The organism is Couchioplanes caeruleus (assembly GCF_023499255.1).
Taxonomy (GTDB): Bacteria; Actinomycetota; Actinomycetes; order Mycobacteriales; family Micromonosporaceae; genus Actinoplanes; species Actinoplanes caeruleus_A.
Genome location: NZ_CP092183.1, coordinates 2,188,056 through 2,201,864 on the forward strand (window position 1 = coordinate 2,188,056; position 13,809 = coordinate 2,201,864).

Sequence of the window (13,809 nt, forward strand, 5' to 3'; positions counted from 1 at the left end):
CCCGGCCAGATCCCCTGTGGCCGGTCGTGGCCGAGCGTAACCTCGACATCCACATGTGACGACCCTCGATCGGGTCGGCTAACCCGGGTTTAAGGTTGTCCTAATGCCAACCTCCGGCCGATCGGCTCTCCCGGGCCCGGCCGGGGCCCCAGTATTCTGCCGCGATGAACCTGCACTCCCTGCGCTGGCGGCTCGTCGACAGGCCCGACTCCTGGGGCGCGAAGCGCCGGGAGGCACGGTCGCGCTGGCTGGCGGAGACCTTCCCCGAGTTGTCCGAGATGTCGGTGGTGGACCTCGGCGGCCGCGTGGGGTTCTGGCGCCAGCTGCCGGTCCGCCCCAAGCACGTCCACGTCGTCAACCTGGAGCCGGCGCCGGCCGAGCTGCCGGAGTGGGTCGAGGTCGATCACGGCGACGCCTGCGAGCTGCCCCCGGAGATCGCCGCCCGGCGCTACGACCTCGTCTTCAGCAACTCGGTCATCGAGCACGTCGGCGGGCACGAGCGCCGGCTGCGCTTCGCGGAGTCCGTGCACGCCCTCGCCCCGGCGCACTGGGTGCAGACGCCGTACCGGTATTTCCCGATCGAGCCGCACTGGATCGCGCCGGGCATGCAATTCCTCCCGGTGGCCGCGCGCCGTGAGGTCGCGCGCAAGTGGCCGCTCGCTTACACCCCGGGCCGCACGCGCGAGGAGGCCCTTTCCCGCGTTTTGTGGACCGAATTGGTGGACAAGACGCAGATGCGCTCGTACTTCCCCGAGTCGACCCTGCGCAGCGAGCGGGTCATGGGCCTGACGAAGTCTCTGATCGCCTACAAGCGGGGGTGACCCCGGAATTCGCGAGGGGTGAAGCCGTGGGCTTCACCCCTCGCTCGCGTATGCCCTGACCAGCGCAACCTCCACCGTTCGGCCGGGGAAGAAGTCGGCGCAAAGTCCCGCGGAAGGGGCTATCCGACCGAAAAGTCCATTTCCCCCACACCTCCGCAAATCCCTGGTTACAGTACGGTCGGCGCAGTTCCCAAGTGCGAGCTTTGTCCCCGCGCTTCACGGGCCGCGCCGAACCGGCCTGCGCCGGCGTTCCACAAGCCGTCGCGTGCGGCACCGAGAAAGGCAAACCCGTCGAGAGGCGGGGACGCAAAGCCAGGGACCTCCCGAGCGGGAGGCGGCCCAGCCGCCGAAGGAGACAGAAGTACATGCGCTATCAACCAGCCCATGCGGCCAAGAGCGGCTCGGTACCGTTCATGCTGCGTGGACCCAAGTCGGTCCGGACGGTCCTGTCGGCCGCCGTCGCCGGTGCGATCGCCTTCGCCCCGGCCGTCCTCATCAGCGCGCCCGCCCAGGCCGCACCGCTCGCCGGCTTCACCTTTGCCGACAACTCGATCAGCACGACCGAGGGCGGCGACCTGGTCTTCGAGCTCGTCCGTACCGCGGACGCCAGCCCGCTGAGCTCCACGAACCTGACCTGGACGGTCAGCACGGGCACCGGTCCGACGGACGCGACGGTCGACGAGGACTACACGGACGTCGGGACGGGCACCGTCACGTTCCCCGCCGACAACTCGGCCCCGTACGGCGGCGACAGCCAGTTCCTCACCGTGCAGACGCTGCAGGACACCCTCGACGAGAACGTCGAGACCTTCACGGTCACGGTGACGGACGGCAACGGCAACACGCTCGAGGCCGAGGGCCGGATCTCCGACGACGACGCCGCCCCGCACTACGCGCTCTTCGTCGACGACCCGTCGCCCTCCGAGGACATCAACGGCGGCGTGGTCAACATCACGGCGGAGCTGGACGCCATCTCCGGCAAGGACGTCACGATCCCCGTGACCGTCACGCCGGGTACGGCGAAGCTCGGCGCCACCCAGGACTACACGTTCACCCCCGGCTCGATCACCATCCCGGCCGGCACGAACACCAGCACGTCGCTGTCGATCAGCATCGTGGACGACTCGCTGTACGAGGAGTCGGGCCAGACCCTCACCGTCCAGGGCGGCACCAACGCCTCCGTGACCGGCACCGACTCGGCGCTCGTGACGATCATGGACGACGAGGACCAGCCCGAGATCGACGTCGCCGCCACGACCGTCACTGAGGGCGGCACGCTGGCGTTCGGCGCGACCCTGAGCGGCCCGTCGGAGCGTCCGGTCACGGCCACCTGGACGGCGGCCGACGGCCCCGGAACGGACGCGCCCAACTCGACGCACGGCATCGCCAAGGCGGGCTCGGACTACACCGCGGCGACCGGCACCGTCACCTTCCCGGCGGCCACGTCGAACACCACGGTGCCCGGCAACACCGCGCAGACGATCAACGTCAAGACGGTCTCGGACCAGATCAACGAGGCCACCGAGGACATGCACGTCACCCTCACCAACCCGACGATCGCCACCATCGGCGACGCTCAGGCGACGGGTGCGATCATCGACAACGACCCGATCCCGACGGCGACCCTGTCGCCCACCACGGACATCACCGAGGGCAACAGCGGGCGTACGGCCAAGACGTACACGGTCAAGCTGAACCGTGAGTCGGGCCAGACGGTCACCGTGAACTACGACGTCCGCACGGGCGCCGGGTCGGCCACGGAGGTCGAGGACTTCTTCGCCACCTCCGGCAAGCTGACGTTCAAGCCGGGTGAGACGAGCAAGACCTTCACCGTGGACATCGTCGGCGACAACGTCGACGAGCCGGGCAACTCGAACCGCGAGGACTTCGAGATCGCGCTGTCGAGCTCGACGGCCGACACGACCAACAACGGCAACGCCGGCGTGGTCTCCGTCAACATCGTCGACGACGACGCGACGCCCACCTTCTCGGTGGCTCCGATCACCATGCAGGAGGGCGACACCAGCTCCGTCGTGGTGTTCCCGGTCAAGCTGTCCAACCCCAGCGACACGGCCACCACGTTCACGCTGACCGACGTCCCGGGCAGCGCGACCAACTCGGGCAACGACCCGGGCGACGTCGACTACGACCTGGTGCAGAGCACCGTCACCATCCCGGCGCGCCAGACCACGGGGTACCTGTACTTCCTGGTCACCGGCGATGACGTGTACGAGACCAACGAGCAGATGAAGGTCACGCTCGCGCCGTCGGCCAACATCACGGCGGGCAACAAGGACGCGAACCTCACGATCCTCAACGACGACGACGCGCCGTCGCTCGAGGTCGTGTCCGCGGTCGGTGAAGAGGGCGACACCGTGAACGTCATGGGTGTCGTCACCGGCACCGCGCAGGACGACACGGTCTTCAACATCAACTTCGCCGGCTCGTCGGTCAACGGCAGCACCGCTGCCTCGGTGAACGACTTCACCAACCCGGGCACGGTCTCGAAGACCGTCCAGGGGGGCACGCTCTCCGGCAGCCCGGTGATGATCACGACGCTCGACCTGACCGACGACACCACGCCCGAGGGCCCGGAGACGATCCTCGCCTCCGGCAACGCGGTCAACGGCACGGTCGTCAACGGCGTCATCACCATCGCGGCCAGCGACGGCGGCGCGCCGGCTCCGGCGCCGACCCTGGCGTCGTCGGCGAGCTTCCGCCTCGGCGTCGGCTCGCTGCGGCTGAGCGGTACGGCCGCCGCCGGCCAGACCGTGACGCTGTGGGGTACGCCGATCGGCGCGCCCGCGAACAAGCCGTGGCAGAGCCTGGGCACCACCACGGCCAACTCGGCGGGGAACTACAGCTTCTTCCCGCAGTTCACGACGACCGGCTGGTGGTTCCGGACGGCCGTGGGCGACCAGCAGTCCAACGCGGTCAAGGTGTACCTGAAGGAGGACCCGGACTTCTACGTCCGCTCCTACAGCAAGGGCACCGTCACGCTGATCGCCTACGGTGACCCGCGCGTCGCCGGCCTGTCGGTCCGCTTCCTGCGGGCCAACAGCAACGGTACGTGGAGCACGGTCGGCACCGGCGTCCTGGACGCCAACGGCCGCTTCTCGAAGAAGCTGACCGGCCTGAAGTCCGGCGCCTCGTACCTCTACAAGGCGACGATCTACGGCGACGGTGACGTCGGCCTGATGACGAACACGTCGACCAGCGCCCGGATCCGGGTGCGCTGACCCTCACGAGCAGCAAGGAACGGGGCGGCCCATCGGGCCGCCCCGTTCTGTGTCAGCCCTGCCAGAGGTTGCGCACCACGACGGTGCGGAACTGGAATTCCGTGTTGTCGCCGCGGATGCCCACCGGTGCGGCCGCCGTGATCGGGGCGCAGCCGATGCCGTCGTCCACCACGCTCAGCACCGGCCTGCCGGCCACCGACATCACGATCGTCACCGATCCGTCCGCGTTGTTCTGCGCGCTGGCCGCCACCGGCACCCAGCGGCGGAACACCGTCGGGAAGCCCGGCATCTCGCCGAGGACGTAGTACGTGCCGCCGTTGCTGGGGCCGCCCGGGCACTTCTTCTTCACCATGAGCCGGCCGTCGCGGCGGACCACGGATGCGGCGTACAGCTCGTACTGCGACGCGTGGCGCAGCCAGATGTGGACGCCGTCGTAGTCGCTGGCCGGGGTGTAGCCGGTGGTGGTCTGCGCGGCGACGTACAGGTCGAACGACACCGCCACGTTGGTGAAGTCGGTGCGCCTGGTGTTCATGCGGAAGACCGCGGACCCGGTGTGCACGGCGGAGTCCGGGCCGGGTGAGCCGTCGTCGGGCCGGCCCGTGTAGCCGCTGCCGCCGCGGGCGAACAGCGAGCCCGCCGTCACCTGCCAGTCCCTGGAGTGGCGGCTGTCCCTGCGGTTCGGGTTGCGGTTGGCGTACGAGTTGGTGATCAGCCCGGCCTTCTTCGGCCACGCCGGCCGGAAAGCGGGCCGCAGCGCGGAGCGGAGGACGGGCGTCGCGTCACGCAGGACGACGTTGTCGATGTCGAGGTCCGGCGAGCTGCTGATCAGCCCGACAGCCGCCTTGGACGTGCCCGCCGGCGCGGGCGGGGTGGTGGTCGACAACGGCGTCCACGCGGCGGCCGCGGCGAACGGCGGCCCCTCGAACCACGTCCGCCAGCCGCGGGCCGCGCTGTACGCGTAGACGACCGCCCGCACCGTACCGGTGGAGCGATAGGCCGCGCTCAGCGTCACCGCGCGTCCGGGGATGACCGGAACCGCGCAGGCGCCGGTCCGCAGCGAGACCTGCGAGCCGGGTCCGGGACTGCTCCAGCACGCGGGTGCCGGGATGGCGGAGGGGGCCTCGGCCGGGGCGGCGGAAGCGGGTGTCCCGTGCAGCCCGCCGAGGCCGGCCACGGCTGCCACTGTGAGCGACAGGTAGCGCATCAGTCCTCCTCCGGCCGCGGCAATGTCGCCGGATTCGTTCGGCCGGTGCGCGCCGGAAGTGAGCGGTCAACCGAGTGACACCCGGGGAGCACCCGGGCGGGTGCTCCCCGGGCCGGTCAGTCGACCTCGACCGCAGCCTCGGCGAACTGCGCCGAGTACAGCCGGGCGTACGCCCCGCCCGCGGCGATGAGCTCGTCGTGGGTGCCCTGCTCGACGATCGCGCCGGACTCCATCACCAGGATCACGTCGGCGTCGCGGATGGTGGAGAGCCGGTGCGCGATGACGAAAGACGTACGGCCCGCCCGCAGCGTGGTCATCGCCCGCTGGATCAGCACCTCGGTACGGGTGTCGACCGAGCTGGTGGCCTCGTCGAGGATCAGGATGCTCGGCTCGGCGAGGAACGCCCGGGCGATGGTGATCAGCTGCTTCTCGCCCGCCGAGACGTTGCCACCCTCCTCGTCGATCACGGTGTCCATGCCGTCGGGCAGGGACCGGACGAAGCGGTCGACGTGGGCGGCCTCCGCGGCGTCCGCCACATCGGACGGTGTGGGAGCGTCGGCGCCGTACGCGATGTTCTCCGCGATCGTGCCGCCGAACAGCCAGGTGTCCTGCAGCACCATCCCCATGTGCTCGCGCAGCTCCGGCCGGGGCATGGTGGCGATGTCCACGCCGTCGAGCGTGATCCGCCCGGACGTCACGTCGTAGAAGCGCATCAGCAGGTTGACGAGCGTGGTCTTGCCGGCGCCCGTCGGCCCGACGATCGCGACCGTCTGGCCGGGCTCCACGCCGAACGACAGGTTCTCGATCAGCGGCGTGTCGGGCACGTAGCGGAACGACACGTTCTCGAAGGCGACCCGTCCCTCGAACCGGCGGTGGCCGGTGGAGGCCGGGTCCGGCTCCTGCTCCTTCGCGTCGAGCAGGGCGAACACGCGCTCCGCCGACGCCACGCCGGACTGCACCAGGTTGGCCATGCTCGCCACCTGGGTCAGCGGCTGGCTGAACTGGCGCGAGTACTGGATGAAGGCCTGCACGTCGCCCAGCGACAGCGAGCCCGAGGCCACCCGCAGGCCGCCCACCACGGCGACGAGCACGTAGTTGATGTTGCTGATGAACATCATGGCCGGCTGGATCAGGCCCGAGATGAACTGGGCGCGGAAGCTGGACGCGTACAGCTTGGTGTTGTGCTCCTCGAAGGTCTCGGCCGCCTCCTTGCCGCGACCGAAGACCTTGACCAGCGCGTGGCCGGTGAACATCTCCTCGATGTGGCCGTTGAGCTTGCCCGTCGTCGCCCACTGGGCGACGAACTGCGGCTGCGAGCGCTTGCCGATGCGGGTGGTCACCCACACCGAGACGGGTACGGTGACCAGCGCGATCAGCGCCAGCAGCGGCGAGATCCAGAACATCACCCCGAGCACGCCGATGATCATGAGAAGCGACGTGACGAGCTGCGCGAAGGTCTGCTGCAGGGTCTGCGCGATGTTGTCGGTGTCGTTGGTGGCCCGGCTCAGCACCTCACCGCGGGGCTGTTTGTCGAAGTAGGACAGCGGCAGGCGGGACAGCTTCGCCTCGACGTCCTCGCGCAACCGGAAGACCGTGGCCTGCACGACGCGGGCGGTGAGCCGGCCCTGCATCACGCCGAACAGCCACGCGGCCAGGTAGACGGCGAGCACCCACAGCAGGATGTGGCCGAGCCGGTCGAAGTCGACGCCCCGCCCGGGTACGACGTGCATGGCGGCGAGCATGTCGGCGCGGTTCGTCTCGCCCCGGGCGCGCAACTGCTCGACGATCTGCTCCTTCGGCACCCCGGCGGGCAGGCTCTTGCCGACGATGCCGTCGAAGATCACGTCGGTGGCGTGGCCGAGGATGCGCGGACCCGCGACGGACAGGGCCACGCTGGCGGTCCCCAGCAGCATCACGAGCGCCACGAGGGCGCGTTGCGGGCGCAGCATGCCGAGCAGCCGCTTGCTGGAACCCTTGAAGTCCTGGAGTTTCTCGGCCGGCATGCCGCCGGCCATCATCCGGCCCGGACCGCCCATCGGCGGCCCCGGCCTTCTCGCGGGCGCCGTCATGCTGTGCCTCCCGTGGGCATGCCGTCGCGGCCCTCGCGCTTGCGGCCGGGGCCGGCCGCCGGTGGGCGCGGCTCGGTGCAGTCGGTCATGCCGCAGCCTCCTGCTCGGTGAGCTGGGAAAGGACGATCTCGCGGTACGTCTCGTTGGTGTCCATGAGCTCCGTGTGGGTGCCGGTGCCGACGACCAGGCCGTTGTCCAGCACGACGATGCGGTCGGCGTCGCGGATCGTGCTGACCCGCTGCGCCACGATCACCACCGTCGCGTCCGCGGTCTGCCGGGCCAGCGCCGCCCGCAGTGCCGCGTCGGTGGCGTAGTCGAGCGCGGAGAACGAGTCGTCGAAGAGGTAGATCTCCGGCCGGTGGACGAGCACCCGCGCGATGGCCAGGCGCTGGCGCTGACCGCCGGAGACGTTGGTGCCGCCCTGTGCGATCGCCGCGTCGAGGCCGCCCTCCATCCGCTCGACGAAGTCGCGGGCCTGCGCCACCTCGAGCGCCGCCCACAGCTGGTCGTCGGTCGCGTCCGGGTTGCCGTACCGCAGGTTCGACCCGACCGTGCCGCTGAACAGGTACGGCTTCTGCGGCACCAGCCCGACGGTCCGCGACAGCAGCCCGGGGTCCAGGTCGCGCACGTTCACGCCGTCGACGAGCACCTCGCCGCCGGTCGCGTCGAACAGCCGGGGCACCAGGTTGAGCAGCGTGGTCTTGCCGGAGCCGGTGCTGCCGATGACCGCGGTGACCTCGCCGGGCCGTGCCGAGAGGCTGACGCCGCAGAGCACCGGCGCCTCGGCGCCGGGGTAGTGGAAGTCGACCCCGCGCAGCTCCAGGTAGCCGTGCCGGGCGAGCTCGGTGACCGGCTCGGCCGGTACGCGGACCGAGGTGTGGGTGCCCAGCACCTCCTCGATGCGCTCGGCGCAGACCTCGGCGCGCGGGATCATGACGAACATGAACGTCGCCATCATGATCGCCATGAGGATCTGCATGAGGTAGCTCAGGAACGCGGTGAGCGCGCCGACCTGCATGGCCCCGCTGTCGATGCGGTGGCCGCCGAACCAGAGCACCGCGACGCTGGACAGGTTCACGATCAGCATCACGGTCGGGAACATCATCGCCATGAGCCGGCCGACGAGCAGCGAGACGTCGGTGAGCTCCTCGTTGGCCACCCCGTACCGGGCGTGCTCGCGCTCGTCGCGGACGAACGCGCGGATCACCCGGATGCCGGTGATCTGCTCGCGCATGACCCGGTTGACCTTGTCGATGCGGACCTGCATGGTCCGGAAGAGCGGCCGCATCCGGGCGATGATCAGCGAGACCACGATCAGCAGCACCGGGACGATCACCAGCAGCAGCGACGACAGCGGCACGTCCTGGCGCAGCGCCAGCAGGATGCCGCCGACACACATGATCGGCGCGGAGACCATCAGCAGGAAGGTCATCAGCACCAGCATCTGGACCTGCTGGACGTCGTTCGTGGTCCGCGTGATCAGCGACGGCGCGCCGAACTGGCCGACCTCGCGGGCCGAGAAGTCCATGACCTGGCCGAAGATGGCGGCGCGGATGTCGCGGCCCACCCCCATGGCGGTCTGCGCCCCGAAGTACACGGCGGCGACCTGGGCGACGATCTGGACGAGCGAGACGCCCAGCATCCCCGCGCCCACGCGCAGCACGTAGTCGGTGTCGCCGGGCACCACGCCGTTGTCGATGATGTCGGCGTTCAGGGTGGGCAGGTAGAGCGTGGCCAGCGTGGCGACGAACTGGAAGAGCACGACCAGAGCGATCGGTCTTCCGTACGGCCTCAGCCGGTCCCGCAGGAGTCGGATCAGCACCTCTCAGGCACCCCCGTGGTCGATTCGGATGGGACGAGCAGGCCGTCCAGGAGCAGCGACACCAGCTCCGCGCCGTCGAAGCGGGCGGGGTCGCCGAACGGCCCGTACGAGTTTGCTCCGCAGAAGAGCAGCAGCAGCTGAGCGACGTCGCCCGGCGACCGGCGCAGCAGCGCGGCGTCCGGCTCGATCAGCCGGGCGAGCGCGGCCTGCAGGCGCTCGCGGGCCGACGCCATCCGGGCGGCGGCCTCCGGTGGCGCCGCGGCGGCCAGCACGAGCTTGCGGGCGGCGGTCATGAGCTGGGCGTTCTCGGTGAACCGCCCATGGATCAGCTCGGCGGCCCGGGCCAGCCGGTGGCGCAGGTCGCCCCCGGGGCCGATGCCGGCGATCGCGTCGAGGGTGCGCTGCGGGTCGAGCGCCTGCAGGAGGGCGGCCACGATCAGCGACTGCTTGTCCGGGAAGACGCCGAAGATCGTGCCCTCGGCGACCCCGGCGGCCTGGGCGATCTGCCGGGTGCTGACGTCGACGCCGACCTCGTGCAGCAGCGGGACGGTGGCGGCGATGAGGGCCGCCCGCCGGTCGTCGGGCGCCATCGCGGGCACCCGGCGGCGGCGTACGTGCTCGCGCGGAGAAGTCACGCGGGGAAGCTTAATGAGCGAGCGCTCACTCAGCCACTGACATTTGTCACGACCGGGGCGTGTCACCCCACACGGCGAGCTCCCCGCCGGCCAGGCAGACCACGAGCACGCCGCCCGGCCCGGCCACCGCCCAGGACTCGAACTCGGCGTCGACCTCGACCAGCAGCCGCGCGCCGCTGCGGAAGCCGAGCTCCAGTTCGCCGGTGTCCCGGGTCCGCGCGCTGCTCACCACGTCGCCGAGCAGGGCGGCCAGCGCGTCCGACGGGTGCTCGCCCGGCTCCACGTCGGCGCGGCCGTACGGCCCGTCCAGGCGGGCGACGCTCTCGATCACCACCTGGGCGTGACCGGTGAAGGTGAGCACGATGGCGTGGCCGAGCCGCAGGTACTGCAGCTTGCGGCCGACCAGCACGTTGATGGACTGCGCTTGCCGCGGGCGCCATCCGGCGTCCATGTCGGCGACCATGACCGGCAACACCTGCACCTCGATCGGCTCGTCGGAGCATCTGACGGCAGGACCGTAGCCCGGACTTTCATAACGGGGCCTTAAAGACCGGATGGGATTTACTATTCCTTCAGCGTATACGCCGAGCGTATAGTCGTCGGCATGACGGTGCCGCTGACACTCCTGGGACTCCTCGAGCGCGAGCCCAGCCACGGGTACGACCTCAAGCGCGACTACGACGCCTACTTCGGACGCGGCAAGCCCCTGTCCTACGGGCAGGTCTACAACACCCTCAGCCGCCTGGCGCGCGACGGCAAGGTGGTGATGAGCGAGGTCGGGCCGGGGGAGGGGCCGGACCGCAAGCGCTACGTCATCACCGAGCGCGGTGCCACCGAGGTGGACACCTGGCTCGCCGAGCCGGTGGAGCCCGAGCCGCACCTGCAGACCACGCTCTTCGCCAAGGTGACGCTCGCGCTGATGCTCGGCCGGCCCGCCGAGGCCTACCTCGACACCCAGCGGGCCGCGCACCTGAAGCGGATGCGCGAGCTCACCGAGATCAAGCGGCACGGCGCCCTCGTGGACGCGCTGCTCGCCGACCACGGCCTGTTCCATCTCGAGGCCGACCTGCGGTGGATCGAGCTCACCGCGGCCCGCCTCGACGCCCTCGCAGCGGAGGTACGCAGATGAGCATCATCGCCGCCCACGACGTCGTCCTGTCGTTCGGCAGCACCCCGGCCCTGCGCGGCGCCGGGCTGGCCGTCGAGCCGGGCGAGATCGTCGCGATCATGGGACCCAGCGGCTCCGGCAAGTCCACGCTGCTGCACTGCCTCGCCGGCATCCTCGTGCCCGACCGGGGCGAGATCCACTTCGACGGCCGGCGGATCGACACGCTGGGCGAGGGCGAGCGCAGCGCGTTGCGGCGCGACCGGTTCGGCTTCGTGTTCCAGTTCGGTCAGCTCGTGCCCGAGCTCACCGCCGAGGAGAACGTCGCGCTGCCGCTGCTGCTCGGGGGCGTACGCCGGGCCGAGGCGGTGCGGTCGGCGCGGGAGTGGTTCCCCCGGCTGGGCCTCGACGGGCTGGAGGGCCGGCGCTCCGGCGAGCTCTCCGGCGGCCAGGCGCAACGGGTCGCGCTCGCCCGCGGGCTGGTGGCGCGCCCGCGGGTGCTCTTCGCCGACGAGCCGACCGGGGCCCTCGACTCGCTCACCGGCGAACAGGTCATGAACCTCATGGTCGACGCGGCGCGCGCGGAGGGCACCACCGTCGTCCTGGTCACCCACGAGCCGCGGGTCGCCGCGTACGCCGACCGCGAGGTCGTGGTCCGCGACGGCAAGGCGTACCCGCTGACCGCCGAGGCGGCCGTGTCATGATCCGCTTCGCGATCCGGCTCACGGTGGCGGGGGGCCGTGAGGCCGCGGCGCGGCTCGTCATCATCGCGGCGGCGGTGACCCTCGGCGTCGCGATGGTGCTGGCCGCGGTGGCCGGCATGAACGGCGTCGGCCGCCAGAACGACCGGTACGGCTGGGCGAACGCCGCGGTGCACCCGGCCGCGCCGGGCGACCGGGACCCGCTCTGGTGGCAGCTGCGCGTGGACACGTACGACCGCGCCCCCATCGGGCGCGTCGACCTGGCCGCCACCGGGCCGGGCTCGCCGGTGCCGCCGGGACTGCCGCGGCTGCCCGGCCCCGGCGAGTTCTACGCCTCGCCCGCCCTGCGCGACCTGCTCGCCGCCGAGCCCGCCGACCAGCTCGCCGCCCGTTTCCCGGCCCGGCTCGCCGGAACCATCGGGCCCGAGGCGCTACCGGCCCCGAACTCGCTCGTCGCGGTCGCCGGCTACACCCCGCAGGAGATGTCCGCGCGTCCGGGCGCGACCCGCGTCTCGCGCATCCCGGACACCGCGCCGGAGAGCTGCCCCGGCGGGTGCTGGGCCGGCATCCCCTCGTCCGGCCTCCAGCTCATCCTGGCCGTGGTCGCCGCGGCGCTGGTGTTCCCGCTGCTGATCCTCGTCGGCTCGGCGACCCGGCTCGCCGCGGCGAGGCGCGAGCAGCGCTTCGCGGCCATGCGGCTGGTCGGTGCGACACCGCGACAGGTCGTCGTCGTCTCCACAGTGGAGTCGACGGTGTCCGCGCTCGCCGGTACGATCGCCGGCTTCGCGCTGTTCTACGCCGTACGGGCCCCGCTCGCCGCGATCCCGTTCACCGGAGCGCCGATGTTCACCTCGGACCTGTCTCCGGGCGTGTGGGGGATCCTCGCCGTGGCGCTGGGCGTACCGTTGGCGGCCGCCGTGATGGCGTGGGTGTCGCTGCGCCGCGTACAGATATCGCCGCTGGGGGTGAGCCGGCGGGTCACGCCGCGCCCGCCGCGCGCGTACCGTCTCATCCCGCTGGCGCTCGGCATCGCCGAGCTGGCCTTCCTCGTGGGCCACCGGCCGGACACCACCAACGGTCAGATCCTGGCGTTCCTGCCCGGCATCCTCGTCGTCATGATCGGGCTCCTCGTGGCGGGACCCTGGCTGACGATGGCGGCCGCCAGGCTGATGGCCCGGCGGGCGCGCCGGCCGGAGTCGCTGATCGCCGCGCGGCGGCTGGCCGACAACCCCAAGGCGGGCTTCCGCGCCGTCAGCGGGCTCGTGCTCGCGCTGTTCGTGACCAGCGTGGCGGTCGGCGTGATGACCGCGATCGCCGCCGACCGCGACCGCAGCGGCAGCGGCTACACCGACGAGATGGGGCTGATCTTCCGCGACGAGAACACCGCGCCCACGGGCACGGTCGTGCCAGCCGGCCTCACGGCCCTGCCGGGCGTGCGCGCGGCGGTCACCGTCCGGGTCGCGCCGGACGACGTGCCGCCGCCCCCGGAGAGCAAGACCGAGTTCTTCTTCCCGTACGCGCTGGCGTCCTGCGCCGACATCGCCCGGGCCCCCGGGGCGAAGCAGTGCGCCCCGGGCGCCGAGGTCGCCTGGGTGTTCCCCGACCTGGTGGGCCCGGACCAGTTCACCCGTGCCTGGCCGGCCGCGGGCGTCGACCCCGCCCGGCTCAGCTCGTTCCGGGCGATGTCCCTGGTCGCTGAGACGGACGGCAGCACCGCGGCGGTGGAACGGGTGCGTACGGCGATCGGCAACGCGTACCCGACGCGGTGGGGACCCATCACCCAGGGCGACTGGGAGGCCGAGACCAGCCGCGTCTTCCACGGCTGGAAACGGCTGTCGAACGTGGTGATCCTCGTTAGCCTGGCCATCGCGGGCCTGAGCCTGGCGGTGAGCGTGGCGGGCGGCCTGACCGAGCGCGCCCGGCCGTTCAGCCTGCTGCGGCTCACCGGTGTCCCGCTGGCGACGCTGCGCCGGATGATCGCGCTGGAGAGCGTGACGCCGTTGCTGAGCGCGGCGCTGGTGTCGGCCGCGGCGGGGTTCGCCAGCGCCCACCTGTTCCTGAAGGCGCAGATGAGGCTGTCCCTGCACTCGCCGGGCGCGGCGTACTACGCGTTCGTCGCGGGCGGGCTGCTGGCGTCGCTGGCGGTCATCGCCTCGACCCTGCCGCTGCTGCGGCGCGTGACCGGACCGCAGGCGGCCCGCAACGAATGAGGA

General features: G+C 71.4%; 10 protein-coding genes and 1 riboswitch. Of the genes, 5 read left to right on the forward strand and 5 right to left on the reverse strand.

Features of this window, described 5'->3' with window-relative positions; translation table 11 throughout:
* The first annotated feature begins 164 nt into the window (after positions 1-164).
* Positions 165-821 carry a methyltransferase domain-containing protein gene (locus COUCH_RS10345; protein WP_249611850.1) on the forward strand — a complete coding sequence of 219 codons (657 nt, stop codon included), beginning with the start codon at positions 165-167 and terminating at the stop codon, positions 819-821.
* Between the two features lie 271 nt (positions 822-1,092).
* A riboswitch (cyclic di-GMP riboswitch) is annotated at positions 1,093-1,172 on the forward strand.
* 14 nt (positions 1,173-1,186) lie between these two features.
* Positions 1,187-4,060, forward strand: coding sequence for a Calx-beta domain-containing protein (locus COUCH_RS10350; RefSeq protein WP_249611851.1), 2,874 nt, complete (start codon positions 1,187-1,189; stop codon positions 4,058-4,060).
* 52 nt (positions 4,061-4,112) lie between these two features.
* On the opposite strand, the gene COUCH_RS10355 is transcribed toward COUCH_RS10350, so the two are convergent.
* The 5 genes from COUCH_RS10355 to COUCH_RS10375 form a co-directional block, all read right to left on the reverse strand.
* Positions 4,113-5,264, reverse strand: a complete 1,152-nt coding sequence (locus COUCH_RS10355) for a hypothetical protein (protein WP_249611852.1) — start codon at positions 5,262-5,264, stop codon at positions 4,113-4,115.
* A gap of 116 nt (positions 5,265-5,380) precedes the next feature.
* The gene (locus COUCH_RS10360; RefSeq protein WP_275980091.1) at positions 5,381-7,333 is read right to left on the reverse strand and encodes an ABC transporter ATP-binding protein; all 1,953 of its coding nucleotides are present in this window, start codon (positions 7,331-7,333) and stop codon (positions 5,381-5,383) included.
* Positions 7,334-7,418: 85 nt separating this feature from the next.
* Positions 7,419-9,155 (reverse strand): ABC transporter ATP-binding protein, encoded by a 1,737-nt coding sequence (locus tag COUCH_RS10365; protein ID WP_249611853.1) that lies wholly within the window; start codon positions 9,153-9,155, stop codon positions 7,419-7,421.
* Complete coding sequence (locus tag COUCH_RS10370) at positions 9,149-9,790, reverse strand: TetR/AcrR family transcriptional regulator (protein ID WP_249611854.1); 642 nt, start codon at positions 9,788-9,790, stop codon at positions 9,149-9,151. Before COUCH_RS10370 ends, COUCH_RS10365 begins: the two co-directional genes overlap by 7 nt.
* 46 nt (positions 9,791-9,836) lie before the next feature.
* Positions 9,837-10,241, reverse strand: a complete 405-nt coding sequence (locus COUCH_RS10375) for a DUF6188 family protein (RefSeq protein WP_249611855.1) — start codon at positions 10,239-10,241, stop codon at positions 9,837-9,839.
* A 153-nt stretch (positions 10,242-10,394) separates the two neighbouring features.
* Between COUCH_RS10375 and COUCH_RS10380 the strand changes: the two genes are divergently transcribed.
* From COUCH_RS10380 to COUCH_RS10390, 3 genes are read left to right on the forward strand one after another with little or no spacing between them, the layout of a single operon-like run.
* Complete coding sequence (locus tag COUCH_RS10380) at positions 10,395-10,919, forward strand: PadR family transcriptional regulator (protein WP_249611856.1); 525 nt, start codon at positions 10,395-10,397, stop codon at positions 10,917-10,919.
* On the forward strand, positions 10,916-11,599 hold the full coding sequence (locus COUCH_RS10385; protein WP_249611857.1) for an ABC transporter ATP-binding protein: 684 nt from the start codon (positions 10,916-10,918) through the stop codon (positions 11,597-11,599). The genes COUCH_RS10380 and COUCH_RS10385 overlap by 4 nt, the downstream gene beginning before the upstream one ends.
* Positions 11,596-13,806, forward strand: a complete 2,211-nt coding sequence (locus COUCH_RS10390; protein ID WP_249611858.1) for an FtsX-like permease family protein — start codon at positions 11,596-11,598, stop codon at positions 13,804-13,806. Before COUCH_RS10385 ends, COUCH_RS10390 begins: the two co-directional genes overlap by 4 nt.
* Positions 13,807-13,809 lie beyond the last annotated feature (3 nt).